The organism is Pseudomonas sp. JH-2, assembly GCF_036231725.1.
GTDB lineage: Bacteria > Pseudomonadota > Gammaproteobacteria > Pseudomonadales > Pseudomonadaceae > Pseudomonas > Pseudomonas delhiensis.
Genome location: NZ_JAZAQP010000032.1, coordinates 1 through 17,933, shown reverse-complemented (window position 1 = coordinate 17,933; position 17,933 = coordinate 1). Strand labels below are relative to the sequence as shown.

At 69.8% G+C, this 17,933-nt stretch carries 20 protein-coding genes; 19 read left to right on the top strand and 1 reads right to left on the bottom strand.

Annotation, left to right across the window (positions count from 1 at the left end; genetic code table 11):
• Nucleotides 1–325 precede the first annotated feature (325 nt).
• The 19 genes from VV867_RS20545 (at nucleotide 326) to VV867_RS20455 (ending at nucleotide 17,481) form a co-directional block, all read left to right on the top strand.
• Nucleotides 326–1,186: an ABC transporter ATP-binding protein gene (locus VV867_RS20545; RefSeq protein WP_275627784.1), complete on the top strand. Its 861-nt coding sequence runs from the start codon at nucleotides 326–328 to the stop codon at nucleotides 1,184–1,186.
• Nucleotides 1,187–1,207: 21 nt separating this feature from the next.
• Entirely contained in the window at nucleotides 1,208–2,206 is a 999-nt protein-coding gene (locus tag VV867_RS20540; RefSeq protein ID WP_328567413.1) for an ABC transporter substrate-binding protein, read from the top strand.
• A gap of 16 nt (nucleotides 2,207–2,222) precedes the next feature.
• The gene (locus VV867_RS20535; protein WP_109936709.1) at nucleotides 2,223–2,996 is read left to right on the top strand and encodes an ABC transporter permease; all 774 of its coding nucleotides are present in this window, start codon (nucleotides 2,223–2,225) and stop codon (nucleotides 2,994–2,996) included.
• A gap of 10 nt (nucleotides 2,997–3,006) precedes the next feature.
• Nucleotides 3,007–3,768, top strand: a complete 762-nt coding sequence (locus VV867_RS20530) for an SDR family oxidoreductase (protein WP_328567412.1) — start codon at nucleotides 3,007–3,009, stop codon at nucleotides 3,766–3,768.
• A gap of 12 nt (nucleotides 3,769–3,780) precedes the next feature.
• The gene (locus tag VV867_RS20525) at nucleotides 3,781–4,314 is read left to right on the top strand and encodes a cupin domain-containing protein (RefSeq protein WP_109936711.1); all 534 of its coding nucleotides are present in this window, start codon (nucleotides 3,781–3,783) and stop codon (nucleotides 4,312–4,314) included.
• A gap of 10 nt (nucleotides 4,315–4,324) precedes the next feature.
• A complete protein-coding gene (locus VV867_RS20520) occupies nucleotides 4,325–5,185 on the top strand; it encodes an alpha/beta fold hydrolase (protein WP_275627786.1) in 861 nt (286 codons plus the stop codon).
• A complete protein-coding gene (locus VV867_RS20515; protein ID WP_089393418.1) occupies nucleotides 5,182–6,003 on the top strand; it encodes an IclR family transcriptional regulator in 822 nt (273 codons plus the stop codon). The genes VV867_RS20520 and VV867_RS20515 overlap by 4 nt, the downstream gene beginning before the upstream one ends.
• The gene (locus tag VV867_RS20510) at nucleotides 6,000–6,797 is read left to right on the top strand and encodes an SDR family oxidoreductase (RefSeq protein WP_275627787.1); all 798 of its coding nucleotides are present in this window, start codon (nucleotides 6,000–6,002) and stop codon (nucleotides 6,795–6,797) included. Before VV867_RS20515 ends, VV867_RS20510 begins: the two co-directional genes overlap by 4 nt.
• The gene (locus VV867_RS20505; protein WP_109936714.1) at nucleotides 6,790–8,472 is read left to right on the top strand and encodes a thiamine pyrophosphate-binding protein; all 1,683 of its coding nucleotides are present in this window, start codon (nucleotides 6,790–6,792) and stop codon (nucleotides 8,470–8,472) included. The genes VV867_RS20510 and VV867_RS20505 overlap by 8 nt, the downstream gene beginning before the upstream one ends.
• Before the next feature lie 10 nt (nucleotides 8,473–8,482).
• Nucleotides 8,483–9,286, top strand: coding sequence for an aspartate dehydrogenase (locus VV867_RS20500; RefSeq protein ID WP_109936715.1), 804 nt, complete (start codon nucleotides 8,483–8,485; stop codon nucleotides 9,284–9,286).
• A 10-nt stretch (nucleotides 9,287–9,296) separates the two neighbouring features.
• The gene (locus tag VV867_RS20495) at nucleotides 9,297–10,784 is read left to right on the top strand and encodes an aldehyde dehydrogenase (protein ID WP_275627788.1); all 1,488 of its coding nucleotides are present in this window, start codon (nucleotides 9,297–9,299) and stop codon (nucleotides 10,782–10,784) included.
• Complete coding sequence (locus VV867_RS20490) at nucleotides 10,781–11,749, top strand: VOC family protein (protein WP_275627789.1); 969 nt, start codon at nucleotides 10,781–10,783, stop codon at nucleotides 11,747–11,749. Before VV867_RS20495 ends, VV867_RS20490 begins: the two co-directional genes overlap by 4 nt.
• A gap of 11 nt (nucleotides 11,750–11,760) precedes the next feature.
• Complete coding sequence (locus VV867_RS20485) at nucleotides 11,761–12,903, top strand: FAD-dependent monooxygenase (RefSeq protein ID WP_275627790.1); 1,143 nt, start codon at nucleotides 11,761–11,763, stop codon at nucleotides 12,901–12,903.
• A gap of 9 nt (nucleotides 12,904–12,912) precedes the next feature.
• Nucleotides 12,913–13,230, top strand: coding sequence for a hypothetical protein (locus VV867_RS20480; RefSeq protein WP_275627791.1), 318 nt, complete (start codon nucleotides 12,913–12,915; stop codon nucleotides 13,228–13,230).
• Between the two features lies 1 nt (nucleotide 13,231).
• Nucleotides 13,232–13,453 carry a recombinase-like helix-turn-helix domain-containing protein gene (locus VV867_RS20475; RefSeq protein WP_074985997.1) on the top strand — a complete coding sequence of 74 codons (222 nt, stop codon included), beginning with the start codon at nucleotides 13,232–13,234 and terminating at the stop codon, nucleotides 13,451–13,453.
• 19 nt (nucleotides 13,454–13,472) lie between these two features.
• A complete protein-coding gene (locus tag VV867_RS20470) occupies nucleotides 13,473–14,504 on the top strand; it encodes an aromatic ring-hydroxylating dioxygenase subunit alpha (protein WP_328567411.1) in 1,032 nt (343 codons plus the stop codon).
• On the top strand, nucleotides 14,501–14,938 hold the full coding sequence (locus VV867_RS20465; RefSeq protein WP_328567410.1) for a RidA family protein: 438 nt from the start codon (nucleotides 14,501–14,503) through the stop codon (nucleotides 14,936–14,938). Before VV867_RS20470 ends, VV867_RS20465 begins: the two co-directional genes overlap by 4 nt.
• Nucleotides 14,935–15,891 carry a PDR/VanB family oxidoreductase gene (locus tag VV867_RS20460; RefSeq protein ID WP_109936723.1) on the top strand — a complete coding sequence of 319 codons (957 nt, stop codon included), beginning with the start codon at nucleotides 14,935–14,937 and terminating at the stop codon, nucleotides 15,889–15,891. Before VV867_RS20465 ends, VV867_RS20460 begins: the two co-directional genes overlap by 4 nt.
• Before the next feature lie 354 nt (nucleotides 15,892–16,245).
• Complete coding sequence (locus tag VV867_RS20455) at nucleotides 16,246–17,481, top strand: hypothetical protein (RefSeq protein ID WP_328567409.1); 1,236 nt, start codon at nucleotides 16,246–16,248, stop codon at nucleotides 17,479–17,481.
• 42 nt (nucleotides 17,482–17,523) lie between these two features.
• Here VV867_RS20455 and VV867_RS20450 read toward each other — a convergent pair whose 3' ends face one another.
• Nucleotides 17,524–17,721 (bottom strand): hypothetical protein, encoded by a 198-nt coding sequence (locus VV867_RS20450; RefSeq protein ID WP_109936725.1) that lies wholly within the window; start codon nucleotides 17,719–17,721, stop codon nucleotides 17,524–17,526.
• Nucleotides 17,722–17,933: the final 212 nt, after the last annotated feature.

Here is a 17,933-nt window from a genome sequence, read left to right as displayed (position 1 = left end):
GCGAACGGGCCCCGCTGCGGGAGCGGTTCGCGAGCAAGCTCGCTCCTGCAAAATCCCCTCGCGCTACCAGCCGCCTCTCCCGCCGCGCCCCCTGATGGCGCACTGATAGGTAGCACCCGCAGCCAATCTGCTACCTCGCTGTGCAGAAATTTCCCAATGCTTCGTAAAAACCATTCCACCGGTGAAACAAGCAGGCGTTTCACACCAGGAACGCACAACTATTTGATTAATAAGGAATAAACAAAGCTCTTCGAAAGAAAAATCACGTGGCATTGTTCATGCATAAATCAACGCACCGTATATGAAACAAGGTGAGATGAATTACATGGCTGCCACCCAAGAGCTGTACGCCGTCGTCGAACCGGGAAACCCCGCCTTGCAGGCCCGGGAAGGTGCGCGGCCGGCCGACGTGGAGATCGTCTTCGAGAACGTCGGCAAGTGCTTCCCCAAGAAGGGCGAGCGCGATGCGCCCTTCGCCGTGCGCGGGCTCAATTTCAGCATCCGCAAGGGCGAGGTGGTGTCCATCATCGGCCCGTCCGGCTGCGGCAAGAGCACCCTGCTGAACATGGGCAGCGGGCTCTACACGCCGAGCGAGGGCGCCGTGTTCGTCGGCGGCGAGCGCGTCGTCAAGCCGGTGGCCAAGGTCGCCTTCATGCTGCAGAAGGACCTGCTGATGCCCTGGCGCAGCATCCGCCGCAACGTCGAGCTGGGCCTGGAGATCCAGGGCGTGCCGGCGGCGCGGCGGCGGCCGGTGGCCGAGCGGCTGATCGAGAAATGCCACCTGGCCGGCTTCGGCGACCACTACCCGTTCCAGCTCTCCGGCGGCATGCGCCAGCGCGCGGCCCTGGCCCGCACCCTGGCCATCGACCCGCAGGTGCTGTTCCTAGACGAGCCGTTCTCGGCCCTCGACGCCCAGACCAAGATGATTCTCCAGCAGGACCTGGCGCAGACGCTCTACGAGCAGCGCAAGACCGCGCTGTTCATCACCCACGACCTGATGGAAGCCATCGCCCTCTCCGACCGCATCCTGGTCATGAGCGCCCGCCCCGGCAGCATCATCGAGGAAATCGAGGTCGACCTGCCGCACCGCGACAACCCCCTGGAACGCCGCAAGCTGCCCGGCGCCGGCCCCCTGGTCGGGCGCCTGATGGACCTGCTGAAAGTCGGCGACGACCCCCTCCACTGACCCCCGCACGAGGACCCACTCATGCGCAAGACCCTGCTCTCCCGCCTCGCCGGGCCGCTGCTCGCCCTCTGCGCCTTCGGTGCCAGCGCCGCGCCCACCGAAGTCACCTACCTGCTGCCGGCGCCGCCCAGCTCGCCGGCCTTCGCGCCCTGGATCATCGCCCAGCAGAAGGGCTACTACGCCCGGGAGAACCTCAAGGTGACCTTCCTCGCCGGCAAGGGCGGCGTCGACGTGGCCAAGCAGATCGGCTCGGGCAACGCCCTGGTCGGCGGCGCCATCGGCGACACGCCCATCGTGGTGCGCGCCAACGGCGTGCCGGTGAAGGCCGTGGCGGTGCTCGGCGGCGGCGGCGTGACCCTGCTGGCGGCCCGTGGCGACAGCGGCATCGACTCGGTGAAGGCGCTCAAGGGCAAGACCATGACGGTGATGTCCTACTCCGACACCACCTACTACGCCCTGCTCGCCTCGCTGCGCAAGGCCGGCCTGGGGCGCGACGACGTGGACATCCAGGCCGCCGGCCCGGCCGGCGTCTGGCAGCTGTTCTCCGCCGGCAAGGCCCAGGCCATGGCCGGGGTGCCGGACTGGGTGGTCAACGCCGAGGACGCCGGATTGAAGGCGAAGCTGCTGCCCCAGGACCAGGTGTTCGAGAGCATGGCCCAGGCCATCCTCGCCTCCGACGACGCCATCGCCAACCACCCGGAGGTGGTCCAGAGCGTGGTCAGCGCCACCCTCAGGGGCATGGCCGACATCATGGCCGACCCCAGGGGCGCCGCCGCCACCTTCGCCGCCGCGGTACCGGCCTACAAGGGCAAGGAAGCCTCGCTGGAGCGCATCTTCCAGCTCTACGACGAGCACGTGTACCCGGGCCAGGCGGTCCCCGGGCAGATCGACGAGCAGCGCCTGGCCAGCGTCGCCCGCTTCTACGTCGAGGAGAAGATCGTGCCGCGCGCCACCCCGCTGGCCGAGCTCTATACCAACCGCTTCGTCGAGGCCAACGCCGCCCGCCTGGCGCAACAGTGATCCCCCGGAGTCCGACATGACGCTTTCCCGTTCGAGCGCCGGCAGCCTGGTGCTGCTGGTGCTGTTCCTCGCCCTCTGGCAATGGGGCCCCGGCCTGCTCGGCATGCCCGAGTTCGTCCTGCCCAACCTCACCCGCGTGGCCCGGGAAGCAGTGGCCATGTGGCAGACCGGCAACCTGCTGGAGCACACCCTGATCACCACCCTGGAGATCATCGTCGGCTTCGCCCTGGGCGCCCTGCTGGGCATCGTCATCGGCGTCGCCCTGGGCCTGTCGCCGGCCGCCGAGGCCATGCTCTCGCCCTACATCCTGGCGCTGCAGATCGCCCCCAAGGTGGCCTTCGCCCCACTGTTCGTGATGTGGCTGGGCTACACCGTGTACCCGAAGATCCTCATCGCCATCCTCATCGTGTTCTTCCCGGTGATGATCAACGTGCTCTCGGCGATCCGCACCGTCGACCCGGACATGATCAACCTGGTGCGCGCCCTCAGCGCCACCCGCTGGCAGCTGTTCCGCCTGGTGGAGTTCCCCTCGGCCATGAGCGCCCTGTTCTCCGGCCTGCGCATCGCCTCCACCCTGGCGGTCATCGGCGTCACCGTCGGCGAACTGGTGGGCGGCAACAAGGGCCTGGGCTTCCTGCTGGTGGACGCCGAGGGCCAGGGCAACACCGCCGGGGTGTTCGTCACCATAGTCGCGCTGACCGTCATCGGCGTGCTCGCCTATGCCGCCGTGGTCTGGGCCGAGAAGCGCGTCCTCCACTACCTGCCCAAGGCCAACCTGGCCACGGCCTGAGGACGCGAACATGAGCACCGATACCCTCCTGCAAGGCCGCCGCATCCTCGTCACCGGCGGCGCCGGCGGCCTCGGCCTGGCCTTCGCCGAGGCCGCGGCACGGGCCGGCGCCCGGGTGGCGATCGCCGACGTCCGCGACGCCGAGGTCCAGGCGGCCGCCGCCAGCCTGCGCGAACAGGGCCTTGCGATCGACGGCCTGGCCCTCGACCTGCGCGAGCCGCAATCCATTTCCACCTGCGTGGCCCGGGCCGTGGAACGCCTCGGCGGCCTCGACGGCCTGGTCAACAACGCCGCGGTGACCCACTCCGGCGGCAAGCCCGCGCAAGCGCTGGACATCGCCACCTGGGACCTGGTCATGCAGGTCAACGTGCGCGGCGCCTGGCTGATGACCAACGCCTGCCTGCCGGCGCTGCGCGAAAGCGGCCGTGGCGCCGTCGTCAACCTGGCCTCCGACACCCCGCTGTGGGGCGCGCCCAACCTGCTCGCCTACACCGCCAGCAAGGGCGCGCTCATCGCCATGACCCGCAGCCTGGCGCGGGAACTGGGCGCCGACGGCATCACCGTCAACGCCATCGCCCCCGGCCTGGTGGAAGTCGAGGCCACCGCCTACGTCCCCGCCGAGCGCCACGAGCTGTACCGCCGGCAGCGCGCCATTTCCCGCGCGCAGCTGCCGGAGGACGTGACCGGCGCCGTGCTCTTCGCCCTGTCCGACCTGTCCCGCTTCGTCACTGGCCAGACCCTGCCGGTCAACGGCGGGTTCGTCATGCTCTGAGGAGAAAAACCGATGACCGATCTCAACGCGCAACAACAGCCCCGCACCTGGGACCGCCCCGCCGACGCCAGCTTCGAGCAGTGGTGCAACTCGCGCATCGCCCGCTATTCCACCCGCCAGTACGACTGGAACGCGCTGAAGTTCCAGGCCGACTACGACCCCAAGTACCGCCGTGCGCAGATGCGCTACATCGGCACCGGCGGCACCGGCGTCAGCGCCGACAACAACACCATCCCGTCCGAGCACTTCACCTTCTCCACCATGGTCATCCCGGCCGGCCATGAAGGCCCGCCGCACCTGCACGTCGACGTGGAGGAAGTGTTCTTCGTCCTGCGCGGCAAGCTCAAGGTGATCCTGGAGAAGGACGGCGAGCGCTTCGAGACCATCCTCGGCGACCGCGACGTGATCTCGGTGCCGCCGGGCGTGTACCGCGAGGAAATCAACATCGGCGACGAGGACGCGCTGATGTGCGTGATGCTCGGGGCGAAGAAGCCGGTCACCCCGACCTACCCGCCGCAGCATCCGCTGGCCAGCATCAAGCGCTGAGGGCCGGACGATGACGGCGATGACCGCGGCGGCCGCCTGGCAGGCCGACCTGGAACGCGACTTCCCGCAGCGCCTGGTGCGCCACGGCGAAACCGTCGCCGCTGTGCGCGAGGCCGGCGCAACCGACGCACCGGCGCTGGTGCTGCTGCACGGCATCGGCTCCGGCGCGGCCTCCTGGCTGCCGCTGGCGCAACGCCTGAAGGACCGCGCGCGGATCATCGCCTGGGACGCCCCCGGCTACGGCGAGTCGACGCCGCTGGCCGAAGCCGCGCCGCGGGCGGAAGCCTACATGGGCCGCCTGCGCGAACTGCTGGATGCGCTGGGCGTGCGGCGTTGCCTGCTGCTCGGCCATTCCCTGGGCGCGATGGCCGCCCTGGCCCTGGCCAATGCCGAGCCGCAGCGCGTGGCCCGCCTGGTGCTGCTCAGCCCCGCGCGCGGCTACGGCGCACGCCCGGACGAAGGCGAGGCGGTACGCAGCCGGCGCCTCGCCGGGCTGGCCAGCGAAGGCATCGCCGGCCTCGCCGAGCGCCGTGCGCCGGCCATGCTCGGCGCCAACCCGGACGCCGCGGCGCTGGCCTGGGTGCGCTGGAACATGGCGCGGCTCAGGCCCCACGGCTACCGCCAGGCGGTGGAGCTGCTGTGCGGCGACGACCTGCTGCGCCTGGGCCGCCCGCCCGTGCCCAGCGAGGTGCTGTGCGGCAGCGAGGACGGCATCACCCCGCCCGCCGCCTGCCGCGAAGTCGCCGAAGCGCTGGCGGCGCCCTTCCAGCTCGTACCCGGGGCCGGCCACGCCAGCCCCATCGAATGCCCCGAAGCCCTGGCCGGGCTGCTTGCCCGGCTTATCGAGCACTGCCAAGGACTGAAACCATGAGTACCGACACCCTCAACGAACCCCAGGAACGCTACATGGTTCCGGGGCTGGAGCGCGGCCTGACGCTGCTGGGCGAGTTCACCCGCCACGACCGCACCCTCACCGCCCCGGAGCTGGCGCGCCGCCTGCAGTTGCCGCGCACCACCATCTTCCGCCTGCTGGCCACCCTCGAGGCCCTGGGCTTCGTCACCCGCAGCGGCAACGAATACCGCCTGGGCATGGCGGTGCTGCGCCTGGGCTTCGAGTACCTGGCCTCGCTGGAACTCACCGAACTGGGCCAGCCGATCCTGCGGCGCCTGTGCGACGCCATCGGCTACTCCTGCAACCTGGTGGTACGCGACGGGCGCAACATCGTCTACGTGGCGAAGATCTCGCCGCCGTCGATCCTCACCAGCGCGGTCAACGTCGGCACCCGCCTGCCGGCCCACGCCACGGTGCTGGGGCGCATCCTCCTGGAGGACCTGGACCTCGCCGCGCTGCGCGAGCTGTACCCGGAGAAACAGCTGGAACGCTTCTCCGAGGGCACCCCGCGCAACGCCGAGGAACTCTTCGACCTGGTGCAGAACGACCGCCTGCGCGGCTACGCCCTCAGCGAAGGCTTCTTCGAGGCGAGCATCTCCACCGTCGCCGCGCCGGTGCGCGACCACACCGGGCGGGTCTGCGCCGCCATGGGCGTGACCATCCCCGCCACGCGCATCGCCGAGCACCTGCTGGAGCCGCTGGTGCGCCAGGTGCGCAACAGCGCCGAGGAACTCTCCGGCCTGCTCGGGCACATGCCCAACCCCAACGTGCTGTCGCTGCAGAGGGTCCACCCATGAGCCTGTGCGACCTCAGCGGCCGCGTCGCCGTGGTCACCGGCGGCAGCTCCGGCATCGGCCTGGCCACCGTCGAACTGCTGCTGGAAGCCGGCGCCGCGGTGGCCTTCTGCGGCCGCGACGGCGAGCGCCTGGCACAGGCCGAGGCCGGGCTGCGCCAGCGCTTCCCCGAGGCGCGCCTGCTGACCGCCACCTGCGACGTGCTCGACGCCGGCCAGGTGCGCGACTTCGCCGCGCGCTGCCAGGCACAACTGGGCGCCGCCAGCATGCTGGTGTGCAACGCCGGGCAGGGCCGCGTCTCCACCTTCGCGCAGACCAGCGACGAAGCCTGGCGCGAGGAGCTGGAGCTGAAGTTCTTCTCGGTGATCCACCCGGTGCGCGCCTTCCTCGAACAACTGGAAGGCCAGCCCGACGCCGCCATCGTCTGCACCAACTCGCTGCTCGCCAGCCAGCCGGAGCCGCACATGGTCTGCACCTCGGCGGCCCGCGCCGGGCTGAAGAACCTGGTGCGCTCGCTGGCCTGCGAGTTCGCGCCCAAGGGCATCCGCGTCAACGGCATCCTCATCGGCCTGGTGGAGTCCGGCCAGTGGCGCCGGCGCTTCGAGGCCCGCGAGCAGCGCGAGCTGGACTGGGCGCAGTGGACCGCGCAACTGGCCCGCCAGAAGCAGATTCCCCTCGGCCGCCTGGGCCTGCCGCGCGAAGCCGCCAACGCCCTGCTGTTCCTCGTTTCACCGCTGTCGGCCTACACCACCGGCAGCCACATCGATGTATCCGGAGGCCTGTCCCGCCATGCGTAACGAAAACCCGGTCACCGTGGGCGCCGTCATCGCCGCCTTCCTCGAGCAGTGCGGGGTCAAGGCCGCCTTCGGGGTGATCTCGATCCACAACATGCCGATCCTCGACGCCTTCGCCAGCCGCGGCAACCTCCGCTTCGTCATGGCCCGCGGCGAGGCCGGCGCCACCAACATGGCCGACGCCTACGCCCGCGCCAACGGCAGCCTGGGCGTGTGCCTGACCTCCACCGGCACCGCCGCCGGCAATGCCGCCGGCGCCCTGGTCGAGGCCCTTACCGCCGGCACCCCGCTGCTGCACCTGACCGGGCAGATCGAGACGCCCTACCTGGACCAGGACCTGGCCTACATCCACGAGGCCCGCGACCAGTTGGCCATGCTCAAGGCGGTGTCCAAGGCGGCCTTCCGCGTGCGCAGCGCCGAGACAGCCCTGAGCACCCTCAAGCTCGCCGTGCAGACCGCCCTGAGCGCGCCGGCCGGGCCGGTCAGCGTGGAGATCCCGATCGACATCCAGTCCGCCCATATCCCCATGCCCGAAGACCTGGCGCCGCTGCCGGTGCCGGTCGCCGTGCCCACCGCCGAGGCCCTGGACCGCGTCGCCGAGCGCCTGGCCGGCGCACGCCGGCCGATGCTCTGGCTCGGCGGCGGCGCCCGCCACGCCGGGCGCGAGGTGAAGCGCCTGATGGACCTGGGCATCGGTGTCATCACCTCGACCCAGGGCCGCGGCGTGGTCAACGAGGACGACCCGCGCTGCCTCGGCGCCTTCTCCCAGAACAAGCAGGTGGAAGCCTTCCTGCAGGGCTGCGACGCGCTGCTGGTGGCCGGTTCGCGGCTGCGCAGCAACGAGACCTTCAAGTACGCCCTGAAGCTGCCCCAGGTGACCTACCGCATCGACGCCAACCCGGCCATCGAGGGCCGCTGCTACAACAGCGAGCTGTTCATCTGCGGCGACTCGGCGCTGGCCCTCGCCGGCCTGGCCGAGCGCCTGGAGGGGCGGCTGCAGGTCGAGCCCGGCTTCCGCGACGAGCTGCGCGGGATTCGCGAACGTTCCCGCGCGCAACTGATGGACGAGCTGGGCCCCTACGCCTCGATGGTCGAACAGCTGCAGGGCATGACCGGCCGCGACTTCACCTGGGTGCGCGACGTGACCCTGTCCAACAGCATCTGGGGCAACCGCCTGATCCACCTGTTCCACCCCCAGGCCGGCATCCATGCCCTCGGCGGCGGCATCGGCCAAGGCCTGGCCATGGGCATAGGCGCGGCCATCGCGGCGGCGCAGAACGCCCCGCAGCGCAAGGTCTTCGCCCTCTGCGGCGACGGCGGCTTCATCCTCAACCTGGGCGAGATCGCCACCCTGGTACAGGAGAAGGCCAAGGTGGTGATCCTGCTGATGAACGACCAGCGCTACGGCGTCATCCGCAACATCCAGGACGCCGTGTACGGCGGCCGCCACTGCTACGTCGACCTGCATACCCCGGACTACGCGCGCCTGGCCGAGTCGGTGGGCCTGCGCCACGCGCGCATCAACGACCTCAAGGACTTCGCCGGCGTGCTGGAAAGCGCCCATGCCAGCGACGGCCCCTTCCTGCTGGAAGTGGACATGTGCGCGGTGGGCAACTTCGCCAAGGCCTTCGCCGGCCCGCCGAACATGGAAACCCGCCACCAGAAGGCCACGGCCTGAGGACCCCGCCATGCTGCACATCGCCATGATCGGCTGCGGCGCCATAGGCCTCAGCGTGCTGGAACTGCTCAAGGACGACCGCGACCTGGCGCTCGACCAGGTGGTGGTCCCCGCCGGCCACCTCGACCAGGCGCGCCAGCGCCTGGCCGGCATCGCCGCGCAGGCCCGCGTCGGCGAGGCGCTGGACTACGCCCGGCGCCCCGACCTGCTGGTGGAATGCGCCGGCCACGCGGCCCTGGCCGAGCACGTGATCCCGGCCCTGGAACGCGGCATCCCGTGCCTGCTGGTGTCCATCGGCGCGCTCTCCGAGGACGGCCTGGCCGCGCGCCTGGAAGACGCCGCGCGGCGTGGCGGCACCCGGGTGGAACTGCTCTCCGGGGCCATCGGCGGCATCGACGCGCTGGCCGCGGCCAAGGTCGCCGGGCTGGACTCGGTGATCTACAGCGGACGCAAGCCGAGCCGCGCCTGGAAGGGCACGCCGGCCGACGAGCGCTTCGATCTCGACGGCCTCACCGAACCCACGGTGATCTTCGAAGGCAGCGCCCGCGAGGCCTCCTCGCGCTACCCGAAGAACGCCAACGTCGCCGCCACCCTGTCGCTGGCCGGCCTGGGCCTGGACGCCACCCGCGTGCGCCTGATCGCCGACCCCACCAGCGAGGAGAACGTGCACCACTACCAGGCCCGCGGCGCCTTCGGCGAATTCGAGATGACCCTGCGCGGCAAGCCGCTGGCGGCCAACCCCAAGACCTCGATGCTGACCGTGCTCAGCATCGTCCGCGCGCTGGGCAACCACGCCCACGCCGTTTCCATCTGAGGACAGCGCCATGCTCGATCTCGACGCCATCCAACCCATCTGCATCGCCGGCCAGTGGCGCCTGGGCAGCGGCGACCTCTACGCCAGCCACTACCCGGCCGACGGCTCGGTGGTCGCGCACCTGCACGCCGCCGGCCTGGCCGACGTGGAGGAAGCCATCCAGGGCGCCCAGCGCGCCTTCCTCCACAGCGGCTGGGCGCAGCGCAAGCCCCACGAACGCGCCGCGGTGCTGTACCGCGTGGCGCAGCTGATCCGCGAGCACGCCGAGGAACTGGCGCAACTGCAGCGCCTGGACAACGGCAAGCCGATCCGCGAGACCCGCGCCCTGGTCGCCAGCGCCGCCGCCACCTTCCAGTTCTTCGCCGGTGCCTGCGAGACACTGGAGGAAAGCATCACCCCCTCGCGCGGCGACTTCCTGAGCATGAGCGTGTACGAGCCCATGGGCGTGGTCGCCGCCATCACCCCGTGGAACTCGCCGATAGCCTCCGAGGCGCAGAAGCTGGCGCCGGCCCTGGCCGCCGGCAACGCGGTGCTGATCAAGCCGGCGGAGATCACCCCGCTGGCGGCCCTGGCCCTGGCGCGCCTGTGCATCCAGGCCGGGGTACCGGCCGGGCTGCTCAGCGTGCTGCCGGGCAAGGGCTCGCTGATCGGCGACGCCATCACCCGCCACCCGCTGGTCAAGCGCGTGTCCTTCACCGGCGGCACCCGCACCGGCAAGCACATCGCGCGCATCGCCGCGGACAAGATGATGCCGGTGTCCATGGAGCTGGGCGGCAAGTCGCCGACCATCGTCCTGGACGACGCCGACCTCGACCACGCCGTGGCCGGGGTGCTCTACGGCATCTTCAGCAGCTCGGGGGAATCCTGCATCGCCGGCTCGCGGCTGTTCGTCGCCCGGCCGCTGTACGAACCCTTCCTGCAGCGCCTGGTCGAAGGCGCCGAGCGCCTGCGCATCGGCGACCCGGCCGACGAGGCCACGCAGATGGGGCCACTGATCAGCGAGCGCCACCGCGAGAGCGTCGAGCGCTACGTCGACCTCGGCCTGTCCGAGGGCGGGCGCCTGCTCGCCGGCGGTTGCCGCCCGCAGGGCAGCGCCTTCGAGCGTGGCTGGTTCTACACCCCGACCATCATCGACGGCCTGCGCAACAGCGCGCGCCTGTGCCAGGAGGAAGTCTTCGGCCCGGTGCTGACGACCCTGCCGTTCGACGACGAGCGCCAGCTCATCGAAGAGGCCAACGACAGCGTCTACGCCCTCGCCGCCGGCATCTGGACCCGCGACTTCCAGCGCGCCTGGCGCCTGGGCCGCGCCGTGCAGGCCGGCACCGTGTGGATCAACACCTACAAGCAATTCTCCATCGCCACCCCCTTCGGTGGCTGGAACGACAGTGGCCTGGGGCGTGAGAAGGGGCGCCTGGGCATCCTCCAGTACATGGAGCAGAAAGCCCTGTACTGGGGCCTCAACCAGCAGCCCATCGCCTGGGCCGGAGCGACAGCATGAGCGTACTTGGCATCGACGAGATCACCTACGGCGTGGAAGACCTGCCACGCTGCCGGCGCTTCTTCGAGGACTGGGGCCTGGCCCTGGTCGGCGAGCAGCCCGATGAAGTGGTCTTCGAAACCCTCAACGGCTGCCGCGTGGTGCTCGCCGACCTGGACAAGCCCGGCCTGCCGCCAGCCATCGAGCCCGGCTCGACGGTGCGCGAAGTGGTCTGGGGCGTCGAAAGCGCCGACGACCTGGCGCGCTACGCCGGCCGCATCGCCTCGGCGCCGGGCTTCGTCGAGAGCGGCGGGCGCATCGGCTGCACCGACCCCAACGGCCTGGCGATCCGCCTGCAGGTCACCCGCAAGCGCGAGCTGCTGCTGGAGGAATGCGGCGCGCACAACACCTGGAACAGCAAGGCGCGGATCAACAGGCCCAGCCCGGTCTACGAGCGCGCCACCCCGGTGGAGGTCGGCCACGTGGTGTTCTTCGTCAAGGACGTCAACGCCTGCGAGGCCTTCTACCGCGAGGCCTTCGGCTTCCAGACCTCGGACCGCTACCCCGGCCGCGGCGCCTTCCTGCGCACCGCCGAGGAAGGCGGCCACCACGACCTGTTCATGCTCCAGCTGCCGGCGCCGCGCGCCGGGCTGAACCACGTCGCCTTCACCGTGCGCGACATCAACGAGGTGTTCGGCGGCGGCATGCACATCGCCCGCTGCGGCTGGGACACCGAGATCGGCCCGGGCCGCCACCCGGTGTCCTCGGCGTTCTTCTGGTACTTCAAGAACCCCGCCGGGGCGCTGGTGGAGTACTACGCCGACGAGGACCAGCTGACCGGCGCCTGGCAGCCGCGCAGCTTCGAACCCGGCCCCACGGTGTTCGCCGAATGGGCCATCGCCGGCGGCCTCGACGGCGTCACCCGGCGGCAGAAAGGCGCCGAAGGCCCGCAAGGCAAATTCCTGACCGAAAAGAACAAGAGCTGAGGAGAAAGCCCATGTCCAAGCTGAAGATCGGCGTGCTCGGCGCCGGCATCGGCGGCCTGTGCGCCGCCATCGCCCTGCTGCGCGCCGGGCATGACGTCATCGTCTACGAACAGGCCAAGGCGTTCCTGCGCGTCGGCGCCGACATCAACCTCACGCCCAACGCGGTCAAGGCCATCGACGGCCTGGGCGTCGGCGAAGCGGTGCGCGCCAGCGCGGCGCGCCCCACCCACCGCATCAGCCGCACCTGGGACAGCGGCGAGGAAACCTCGCGCCTGGAAATGGCCGACGCCGCCGAGCGCAAATACGGCGCGCCGCAGCTGACCATCCACCGCGCCGACCTGCTGGCCGCCCTGGCCGAGGCCTTCCCCCTGGAGCGCGTGCGCTTCGCCCACCGCGCGCAGTCGGTGCGCCAGGCGGCAGATGGCGTGCACATCGAGTTCGCCGACGGCGGCCAGGACCGCGTCGACGTGCTGATCGGCGCCGACGGCATCCACTCGGTGGTGCGCAGCGCGCTGTTCGGCGAGGAACACCCGCGCTTCACCGGGGTGGTCGCCTACCGCGCCGTGGTGCCGGCGGTGAAGGTCGCCCAGGTGCCTCACATCCAGGCCTTCACCAAGTGGTGGGGGCCCAATCCGCAGAGCCAGATCGTCACCTTCCCGCTCAACCGCGGCCGCGACATCTTCATCTTCGCCACCACAGCCCAGGACAGCTGGCACCTGGAAAGCTGGACCACCCAGGGCAGCGTCGAGGAACTGCGCGAAAGCTACGCCCACTACCACCCGCACGCCCGCGCCCTGCTGGAAGCCTGCGACGAAGTCCTGAAGACCGCGCTGTACGAACGCGACCCGCTGCCCTACTGGACCCGCGACAACCTGGTGCTGCTCGGCGACGCCTGCCACCCGATGATGCCGTTCATGGCCCAGGGCGCCGGCCAGGCCATCGAGGACGCCGTGGTGCTCGGCCGCATGCTCGCCGGTGTCAGCGCCCCGGCCGGCGTCTCGGCGGCGCTCAAGGCCTACCAGGACGCCCGCCTGGAGCGTACCAGCCAGATCCAGATCGGCTCGCGCGGCAACCAGTGGCTCAAGGCCGGCGGCAACGCCGACTGGGTCTACGGCTACGACGCCTGGGCCATCCCCGTCGACCACGCGGCCTGAGAAACGAGCATGAGCGAAACCCTGCTGCTCACCGTGCTGCTGCGCCACGACCAGTCGAAGAACCTGGAGGACATCCAGGCCCACATGAAAAAGATGGCGTGGTGGGAACGCTTCCCCGGCGAAGGCGTGGAGATCGTCTCCTGGACCGTGGCCATGGGCCTGGGCCAGATCGTCACCCTGCGCCTGCCGCCGGCGCTGCTGCCGCGCGTCAACGTCGAACTGGAGCGCTCCGCCTGGGGCGTGTTCCGCACCGAATGCTACCCGACCTACGACTTCGTCCCGGTGCGCGAAAGCATCCGCGAACGGGTCCGCAATGGAGGCCAATGAAATGACCGAGCCCTACAACGAGACGCACCAGTCGCGCAGCCGCCCGAGCACGCCCTTCGAGGACCTGCTGGGCGACTCCATCGAGCGCGCCTACGCCGCCGGCAGGCACGACCTGCCGAGCCTGCTGGAGCACCTGAACCTGGCCGGCCCGCCGTGCCCGCTGACCAGCGGCGAGTGGACCGAAGACGCCTACAAGACCCTGATGGCCCGCCTGGGCGAATAACGGGCGAGGAACGAGAAAAATGACCGCACAGCTGACCGTCGATCCTGTCGAGAAGATCCTGGCCAATGGCCTGAAGAACCTCTGGTTCCCCGTCCTCCCTTCACAACTGCTCGGCGACAAGCCGCTGTCCGTCCGCCGCCTGGGCTACAAGATCGCCCTCTGGCGCGACAACGACGGCAGCGTCCACGCCCTCGAGGACCACTGCCCGCACCGCGGTGCGCCGCTGTCCCTCGGCCCGGTGCTGGGCGACCGCCTGCAGTGCCCCTACCACGGCGTCGAGGTGCGCTGCGACGGCACCGTCACCAAGGTCCCCGGCAGCCCCGGCTGCAAGCTCGAGGGCAGCCGCCCGACGCGCATGTTCCACGTTCGCGAGGCGGCCGGCGCGATCTTCCTCTACAACGCCGCCGACCCGCACCTGGAGAACCCGCCGGAACTGGTGCTGCCCGAGCAGCTGACCTCGCCCGAATGGAGCAGCTTCATCTGCTACACCGAATGGCGCGGCGACTACCGCTACGTCATCGACAACGTCATGGACCCGATGCACGGCACCTACCTGCACAAGATGTCCCACTCCATGAGCGAAGGCGCGGCCAGCGCCAAGTTCGTCACCCGCGACACCGAGCAGGGCTTCTTCTTCGAGAAGGAAGGCCAGCGCGGGGTGAACTTCGACTGGACCGAGTTCGTCGACAACGGCTGCCACTGGCTGCGCCTGGAAATCCCCTACCCGAAGACCGGCGGCCCGGGCGGCAACTTCACCATCGTCGGCAGCTACACGCCGAGCAGCCCGCAGCTGTGCGCGGTGTTCCACTGGCGCTGCCGCCCGCTCACCGGCTGGCAGCGCGACACCTGGCGCTTCCTCTACAAGAACCGCCTGGAGGCGCGCCACTGGGCGGTGCTGGAGCAGGACCGGGTGCTGCTAGAGCACATGGAGCCGGACGCCAACCAGCGCGAGAACCTCTACCAGCACGACCTGGGCGTGGTGCGCATCCGCCGCTACCTCAAGAGCAAGGCCAAGGAACAGCTGGAGCTGATCGAGGCCCGCCAGCTATGAGCGAAGTCGTCCACGTGAAGGCCGAGGCGCTGGCGGAGCCGGCCGGCGCCAGCTGGTCCAACGCCCTGCGCATCGGCAACGAAGTGGTGATGTCCGGCATGACCGGGCATCCCGCCACCCGCCAGGCCGCCGAGCGCGGCGAAGCATTGGGCGCCTACGAGCAGACGCTGCTGGTGCTGGGCAAGTGCAAGGCGCTGGTCGAGGCCGCCGGCGGCCACGTCGGCAACCTCTACCGGCTGAACGTGTACCTCACCGACATCGCCGCCAAGGACGAGGTCGGCCGCGCCCGCCGCGACTTCTTCGCCGGCCAGGCCTGCTACCCCACCTCCACCCTGGTGGAGGTCAGCGGCCTGGTGTTCCCCGAACTGCGCGTCGAGATCGAGGCCAGCGCGCGCCTGGACGTCGATCTGCGCACCGCCGAGGTACTGCCATGAGCAACGCAACCATCCCGGCGCTGGTGCACACCCTGCGCCACGAGGCCGAAGGCATCATGAGCGTGGAACTGCGCCCCTGGGGCGACACCCGCTTCCCGCCGTTCGAGGCCGGCTCGCACATCGACCTGCACCTGCCCAACGGCCTGGTGCGCAGCTACTCGCTGCTCAACTCGCCCAGCGACCAGGGGCGCTACGTGGTCGGCATCCTGCGCGACCGCAACAGCCGCGGCGGCTCGCGCTGGGTGCACGACAACCTGCGGGTCGGCACCCAGCTGCAGATCTCGGCGCCGCGCAACAACTTCGCCCTGGACGCCAGCGCCAGCCACAGCGTGCTGGTGGCCGGCGGCATCGGCATCACGCCGATCTACTGCATGTTCCGCCAGTTGCTCGCCCTCGGCCGCTCCGCCGAGCTGATCTACTGCGCCCGCTCGCGCCGCGAGGCCGCGCTGCTGGAGGAGCTGCGCAGCCTCGACGCCCGGCTGCAGCTGCACTTCGACGACGAGAAAGGCGTGCCGCCGGACCTGGCCACCTACCTGGCCGGCCGCCCCGCCGACGCGCACTTCTACTGCTGCGGCCCCACGCCCATGCTCGACGCCTTCGAACGCACCTGCGAGGCCCTGGGCTACCCCAACGCGCACATCGAGCGCTTCGCCGCCGTCGAGCAGGCCGCCGCGGACGATGCGCTGGACAGCTACGAGGTAGAGCTGCGCAAGAGCGGCAAGCACCTGCGCATGGAAGCCGGCATGGTGCTGCTGGACGCCCTGCTGGAACAGGGCTGCGACCTCGACTACAGCTGCCGCGAAGGCGTCTGCGGCTCCTGCGAGGTGAAGGTGCTGGAAGGCGAGGTGGACCACCGCGACGGCGTGCTGACCAAGGCCGAGCGCGCGGCCAACCAGTCGATGATGGTCTGCGTCTCGGGCTGCCGCAGCCGACGGCTGGTCCTCGACCTGTAGCCCTCCCCGCCCTGCACGAAACGGCAGCCCATGGCTGCCGTTTTCGTTTCCTCCAGCGTTTCCCAACGCACCAGATTCGGCCCCAGCGCCCCGCGCCTGTGCATCCGTGTAACACCGATTCCGGGCCGTTTCACGGGTGGTCAAAACGCCCGTGTTTCACAAGTAACACATTGATAGATAAAGGAAATATTAAGAAAAACAGCCATTCGTCCATGGCATGGAAACTGCTCCCTTCCTCGAGCTGGAAATTGAAACGTTGATTCATACAAGAAACAAGACAACCGGCCTTCGCGAAGCTGCGTGCGGTCCGCCAGGACCCACTTCCGGGGCCGCCTTTTCCGAGGTGATGCTTCCATGTCGAGACCTACCCTGCTGGCCGCATTCGCGCTGGCGTACGCTCCCCTGCTGTTCGCCACCGAGCCCGGCCCGGCGCCGACCATCAGCCAGGGCATGAAGGACAAGCCCTTCCCGCACATTTCCTGGCGCAGCGAGGACGGCGACGCCAGCCTGGACATCGGCGGCGCCCTGCGCGCCAACTACCGCTACGAGGACTGGGACAGCAGCATCAACCGCCCGGCGCGTTGGCTGTTCGACACCTTCCGCCTGGACGTGCAGGGCCGCTACGAGCAGTTCAGCGTCGATGCCGGCTACTGGTTCCAGGACCGCAACAAGCGCGCGGTGGACCGCGCCTACCTCGGCTACCGCTTCGACGAGCGCTCCGACCTGCAGGTGGGCGCCCCGGCCAGGCCCTTCGGCCTGCTGCCCTACCCGCAGTTCGGCTGGAGCTACCACATCCCGTTCTTCCTCGGCTTCGGCGTCAACACCGGCACCGGCCTGAAGTACGGCTACAAGGACAGCAACTGGGACTTCCAGGCCGCCTACTACCCGCGGATGCTGCCTTCGAGCATCCGCTACGCCCCGGAAGTCGGGCGCTACGCGGACCTCAAGGACAACGCCATCCCGGCGCTGCACGGCCGCCAGGACAACGAGAAGCGCGACCAGGTCAACCTGCGCCTGGCGCGCAGCTTCCAGGCCGGCGACTGGAACAACGAGCTGGGCGCCTCGCTGGCCGCCTCGCGGTTGTACAACGCCACCACCGACGACAACGGCAGCTTCTGGGCCGCCGGCGCCCTCGGGGTATTCAAGAACGGGCCCTGGACGATCTCGACCCAGGCGATCCGCTACGAGTACGACCCGAAGAACCCCAGCGGCGTCAGCGACGATGCCGTGCTCATGGGCGGCAACGGCCTGACGCCGGCCTTCCTGATCGCGGCCAAGGGCAGCATTGGCGGGCTCAACGTCGGCTACGACGTCGCCACGCCCTGGCTGGGGCCGGTGAAGAAGGTGAAGCTGTACAACGACTACAGCCGGCTGTGGAAGGACAAGAGCGGCTGGGACGACTCGCAGATGTACACCGCCGGCATCCAGTTCTTCGCCCTGCCGGTGATGGCCTGGCTGGACTTCACCTGGGCGCGCAACGCCAACCCCTGGGGCGGCGCGGAGAACGGCACGGGCTGGACCTCGACCACCTCCTCGGGCAGCAACGACTGGTACTTCCGCACCAACCTGAACATCGGCTACTACTTCTGAGCCGGGCGGCGGGGCCGGACTCACGCCTGGCCCCGCCGGCCCTCAGAAGCGCTCCGCCGCCTGGGCGTGGCGTCGCACCTCGTCCTGCTCCAGGCGCTCGCGGTAGGCATGGGCTTCCTGCTCGCTGTAGAACACGCCGACCAGCAGGCCCTGCTGGTGCACGTCCCAGCAGCGCCGGCCGAGGGCGCGGAATTCGCGGGATTTGTGGTCTTCGTCGCGCTCGGTGACAACTACGCTCATCGTTCTTCTCCGTTGTTTGACTTGCATCAAGGCGGAGTCAGATTCACTTAATTAGCCAGCTAACGAAATAGCCGAATCAGCAAAGGTTTTTTGCGAAAAGCGTGGGGAACGCGAGCCCCCTCTCTGCCCTACGCCAAGCCCTCCCATGCCGTAGGGCGAATAACCGTTCGCGGTTATCCGCCGTTGGCCGTGCCACCGGGATGTCCGGCATG

Excerpts from the sequence above, each read along its gene's own strand:
- VV867_RS20545 (WP_275627784.1), top strand. The coding sequence starts at position 326 with ATGGCTGCCACCCAAGAGCTGTACGCCGTCGTCGAACCGGGAAACCCC.
- VV867_RS20540 (WP_328567413.1), top strand. The coding sequence starts at position 1,208 with ATGCGCAAGACCCTGCTCTCCCGCCTCGCCGGGCCGCTGCTCGCCCTC.
- VV867_RS20535 (WP_109936709.1), top strand. The coding sequence starts at position 2,223 with ATGACGCTTTCCCGTTCGAGCGCCGGCAGCCTGGTGCTGCTGGTGCTG.
- VV867_RS20530 (WP_328567412.1), top strand. The coding sequence starts at position 3,007 with ATGAGCACCGATACCCTCCTGCAAGGCCGCCGCATCCTCGTCACCGGC.
- VV867_RS20525 (WP_109936711.1), top strand. The coding sequence starts at position 3,781 with ATGACCGATCTCAACGCGCAACAACAGCCCCGCACCTGGGACCGCCCC.
- VV867_RS20520 (WP_275627786.1), top strand. The coding sequence starts at position 4,325 with ATGACGGCGATGACCGCGGCGGCCGCCTGGCAGGCCGACCTGGAACGC.
- VV867_RS20515 (WP_089393418.1), top strand. The coding sequence starts at position 5,182 with ATGAGTACCGACACCCTCAACGAACCCCAGGAACGCTACATGGTTCCG.
- VV867_RS20510 (WP_275627787.1), top strand. The coding sequence starts at position 6,000 with ATGAGCCTGTGCGACCTCAGCGGCCGCGTCGCCGTGGTCACCGGCGGC.
- VV867_RS20505 (WP_109936714.1), top strand. The coding sequence starts at position 6,790 with ATGCGTAACGAAAACCCGGTCACCGTGGGCGCCGTCATCGCCGCCTTC.
- VV867_RS20500 (WP_109936715.1), top strand. The coding sequence starts at position 8,483 with ATGCTGCACATCGCCATGATCGGCTGCGGCGCCATAGGCCTCAGCGTG.
- VV867_RS20495 (WP_275627788.1), top strand. The coding sequence starts at position 9,297 with ATGCTCGATCTCGACGCCATCCAACCCATCTGCATCGCCGGCCAGTGG.
- VV867_RS20490 (WP_275627789.1), top strand. The coding sequence starts at position 10,781 with ATGAGCGTACTTGGCATCGACGAGATCACCTACGGCGTGGAAGACCTG.
- VV867_RS20485 (WP_275627790.1), top strand. The coding sequence starts at position 11,761 with ATGTCCAAGCTGAAGATCGGCGTGCTCGGCGCCGGCATCGGCGGCCTG.
- VV867_RS20480 (WP_275627791.1), top strand. The coding sequence starts at position 12,913 with ATGAGCGAAACCCTGCTGCTCACCGTGCTGCTGCGCCACGACCAGTCG.
- VV867_RS20475 (WP_074985997.1), top strand. The coding sequence starts at position 13,232 with ATGACCGAGCCCTACAACGAGACGCACCAGTCGCGCAGCCGCCCGAGC.
- VV867_RS20470 (WP_328567411.1), top strand. The coding sequence starts at position 13,473 with ATGACCGCACAGCTGACCGTCGATCCTGTCGAGAAGATCCTGGCCAAT.
- VV867_RS20465 (WP_328567410.1), top strand. The coding sequence starts at position 14,501 with ATGAGCGAAGTCGTCCACGTGAAGGCCGAGGCGCTGGCGGAGCCGGCC.
- VV867_RS20460 (WP_109936723.1), top strand. The coding sequence starts at position 14,935 with ATGAGCAACGCAACCATCCCGGCGCTGGTGCACACCCTGCGCCACGAG.
- VV867_RS20455 (WP_328567409.1), top strand. The coding sequence starts at position 16,246 with ATGTCGAGACCTACCCTGCTGGCCGCATTCGCGCTGGCGTACGCTCCC.
- VV867_RS20450 (WP_109936725.1), bottom strand. The coding sequence starts at position 17,721 with ATGAGCGTAGTTGTCACCGAGCGCGACGAAGACCACAAATCCCGCGAA.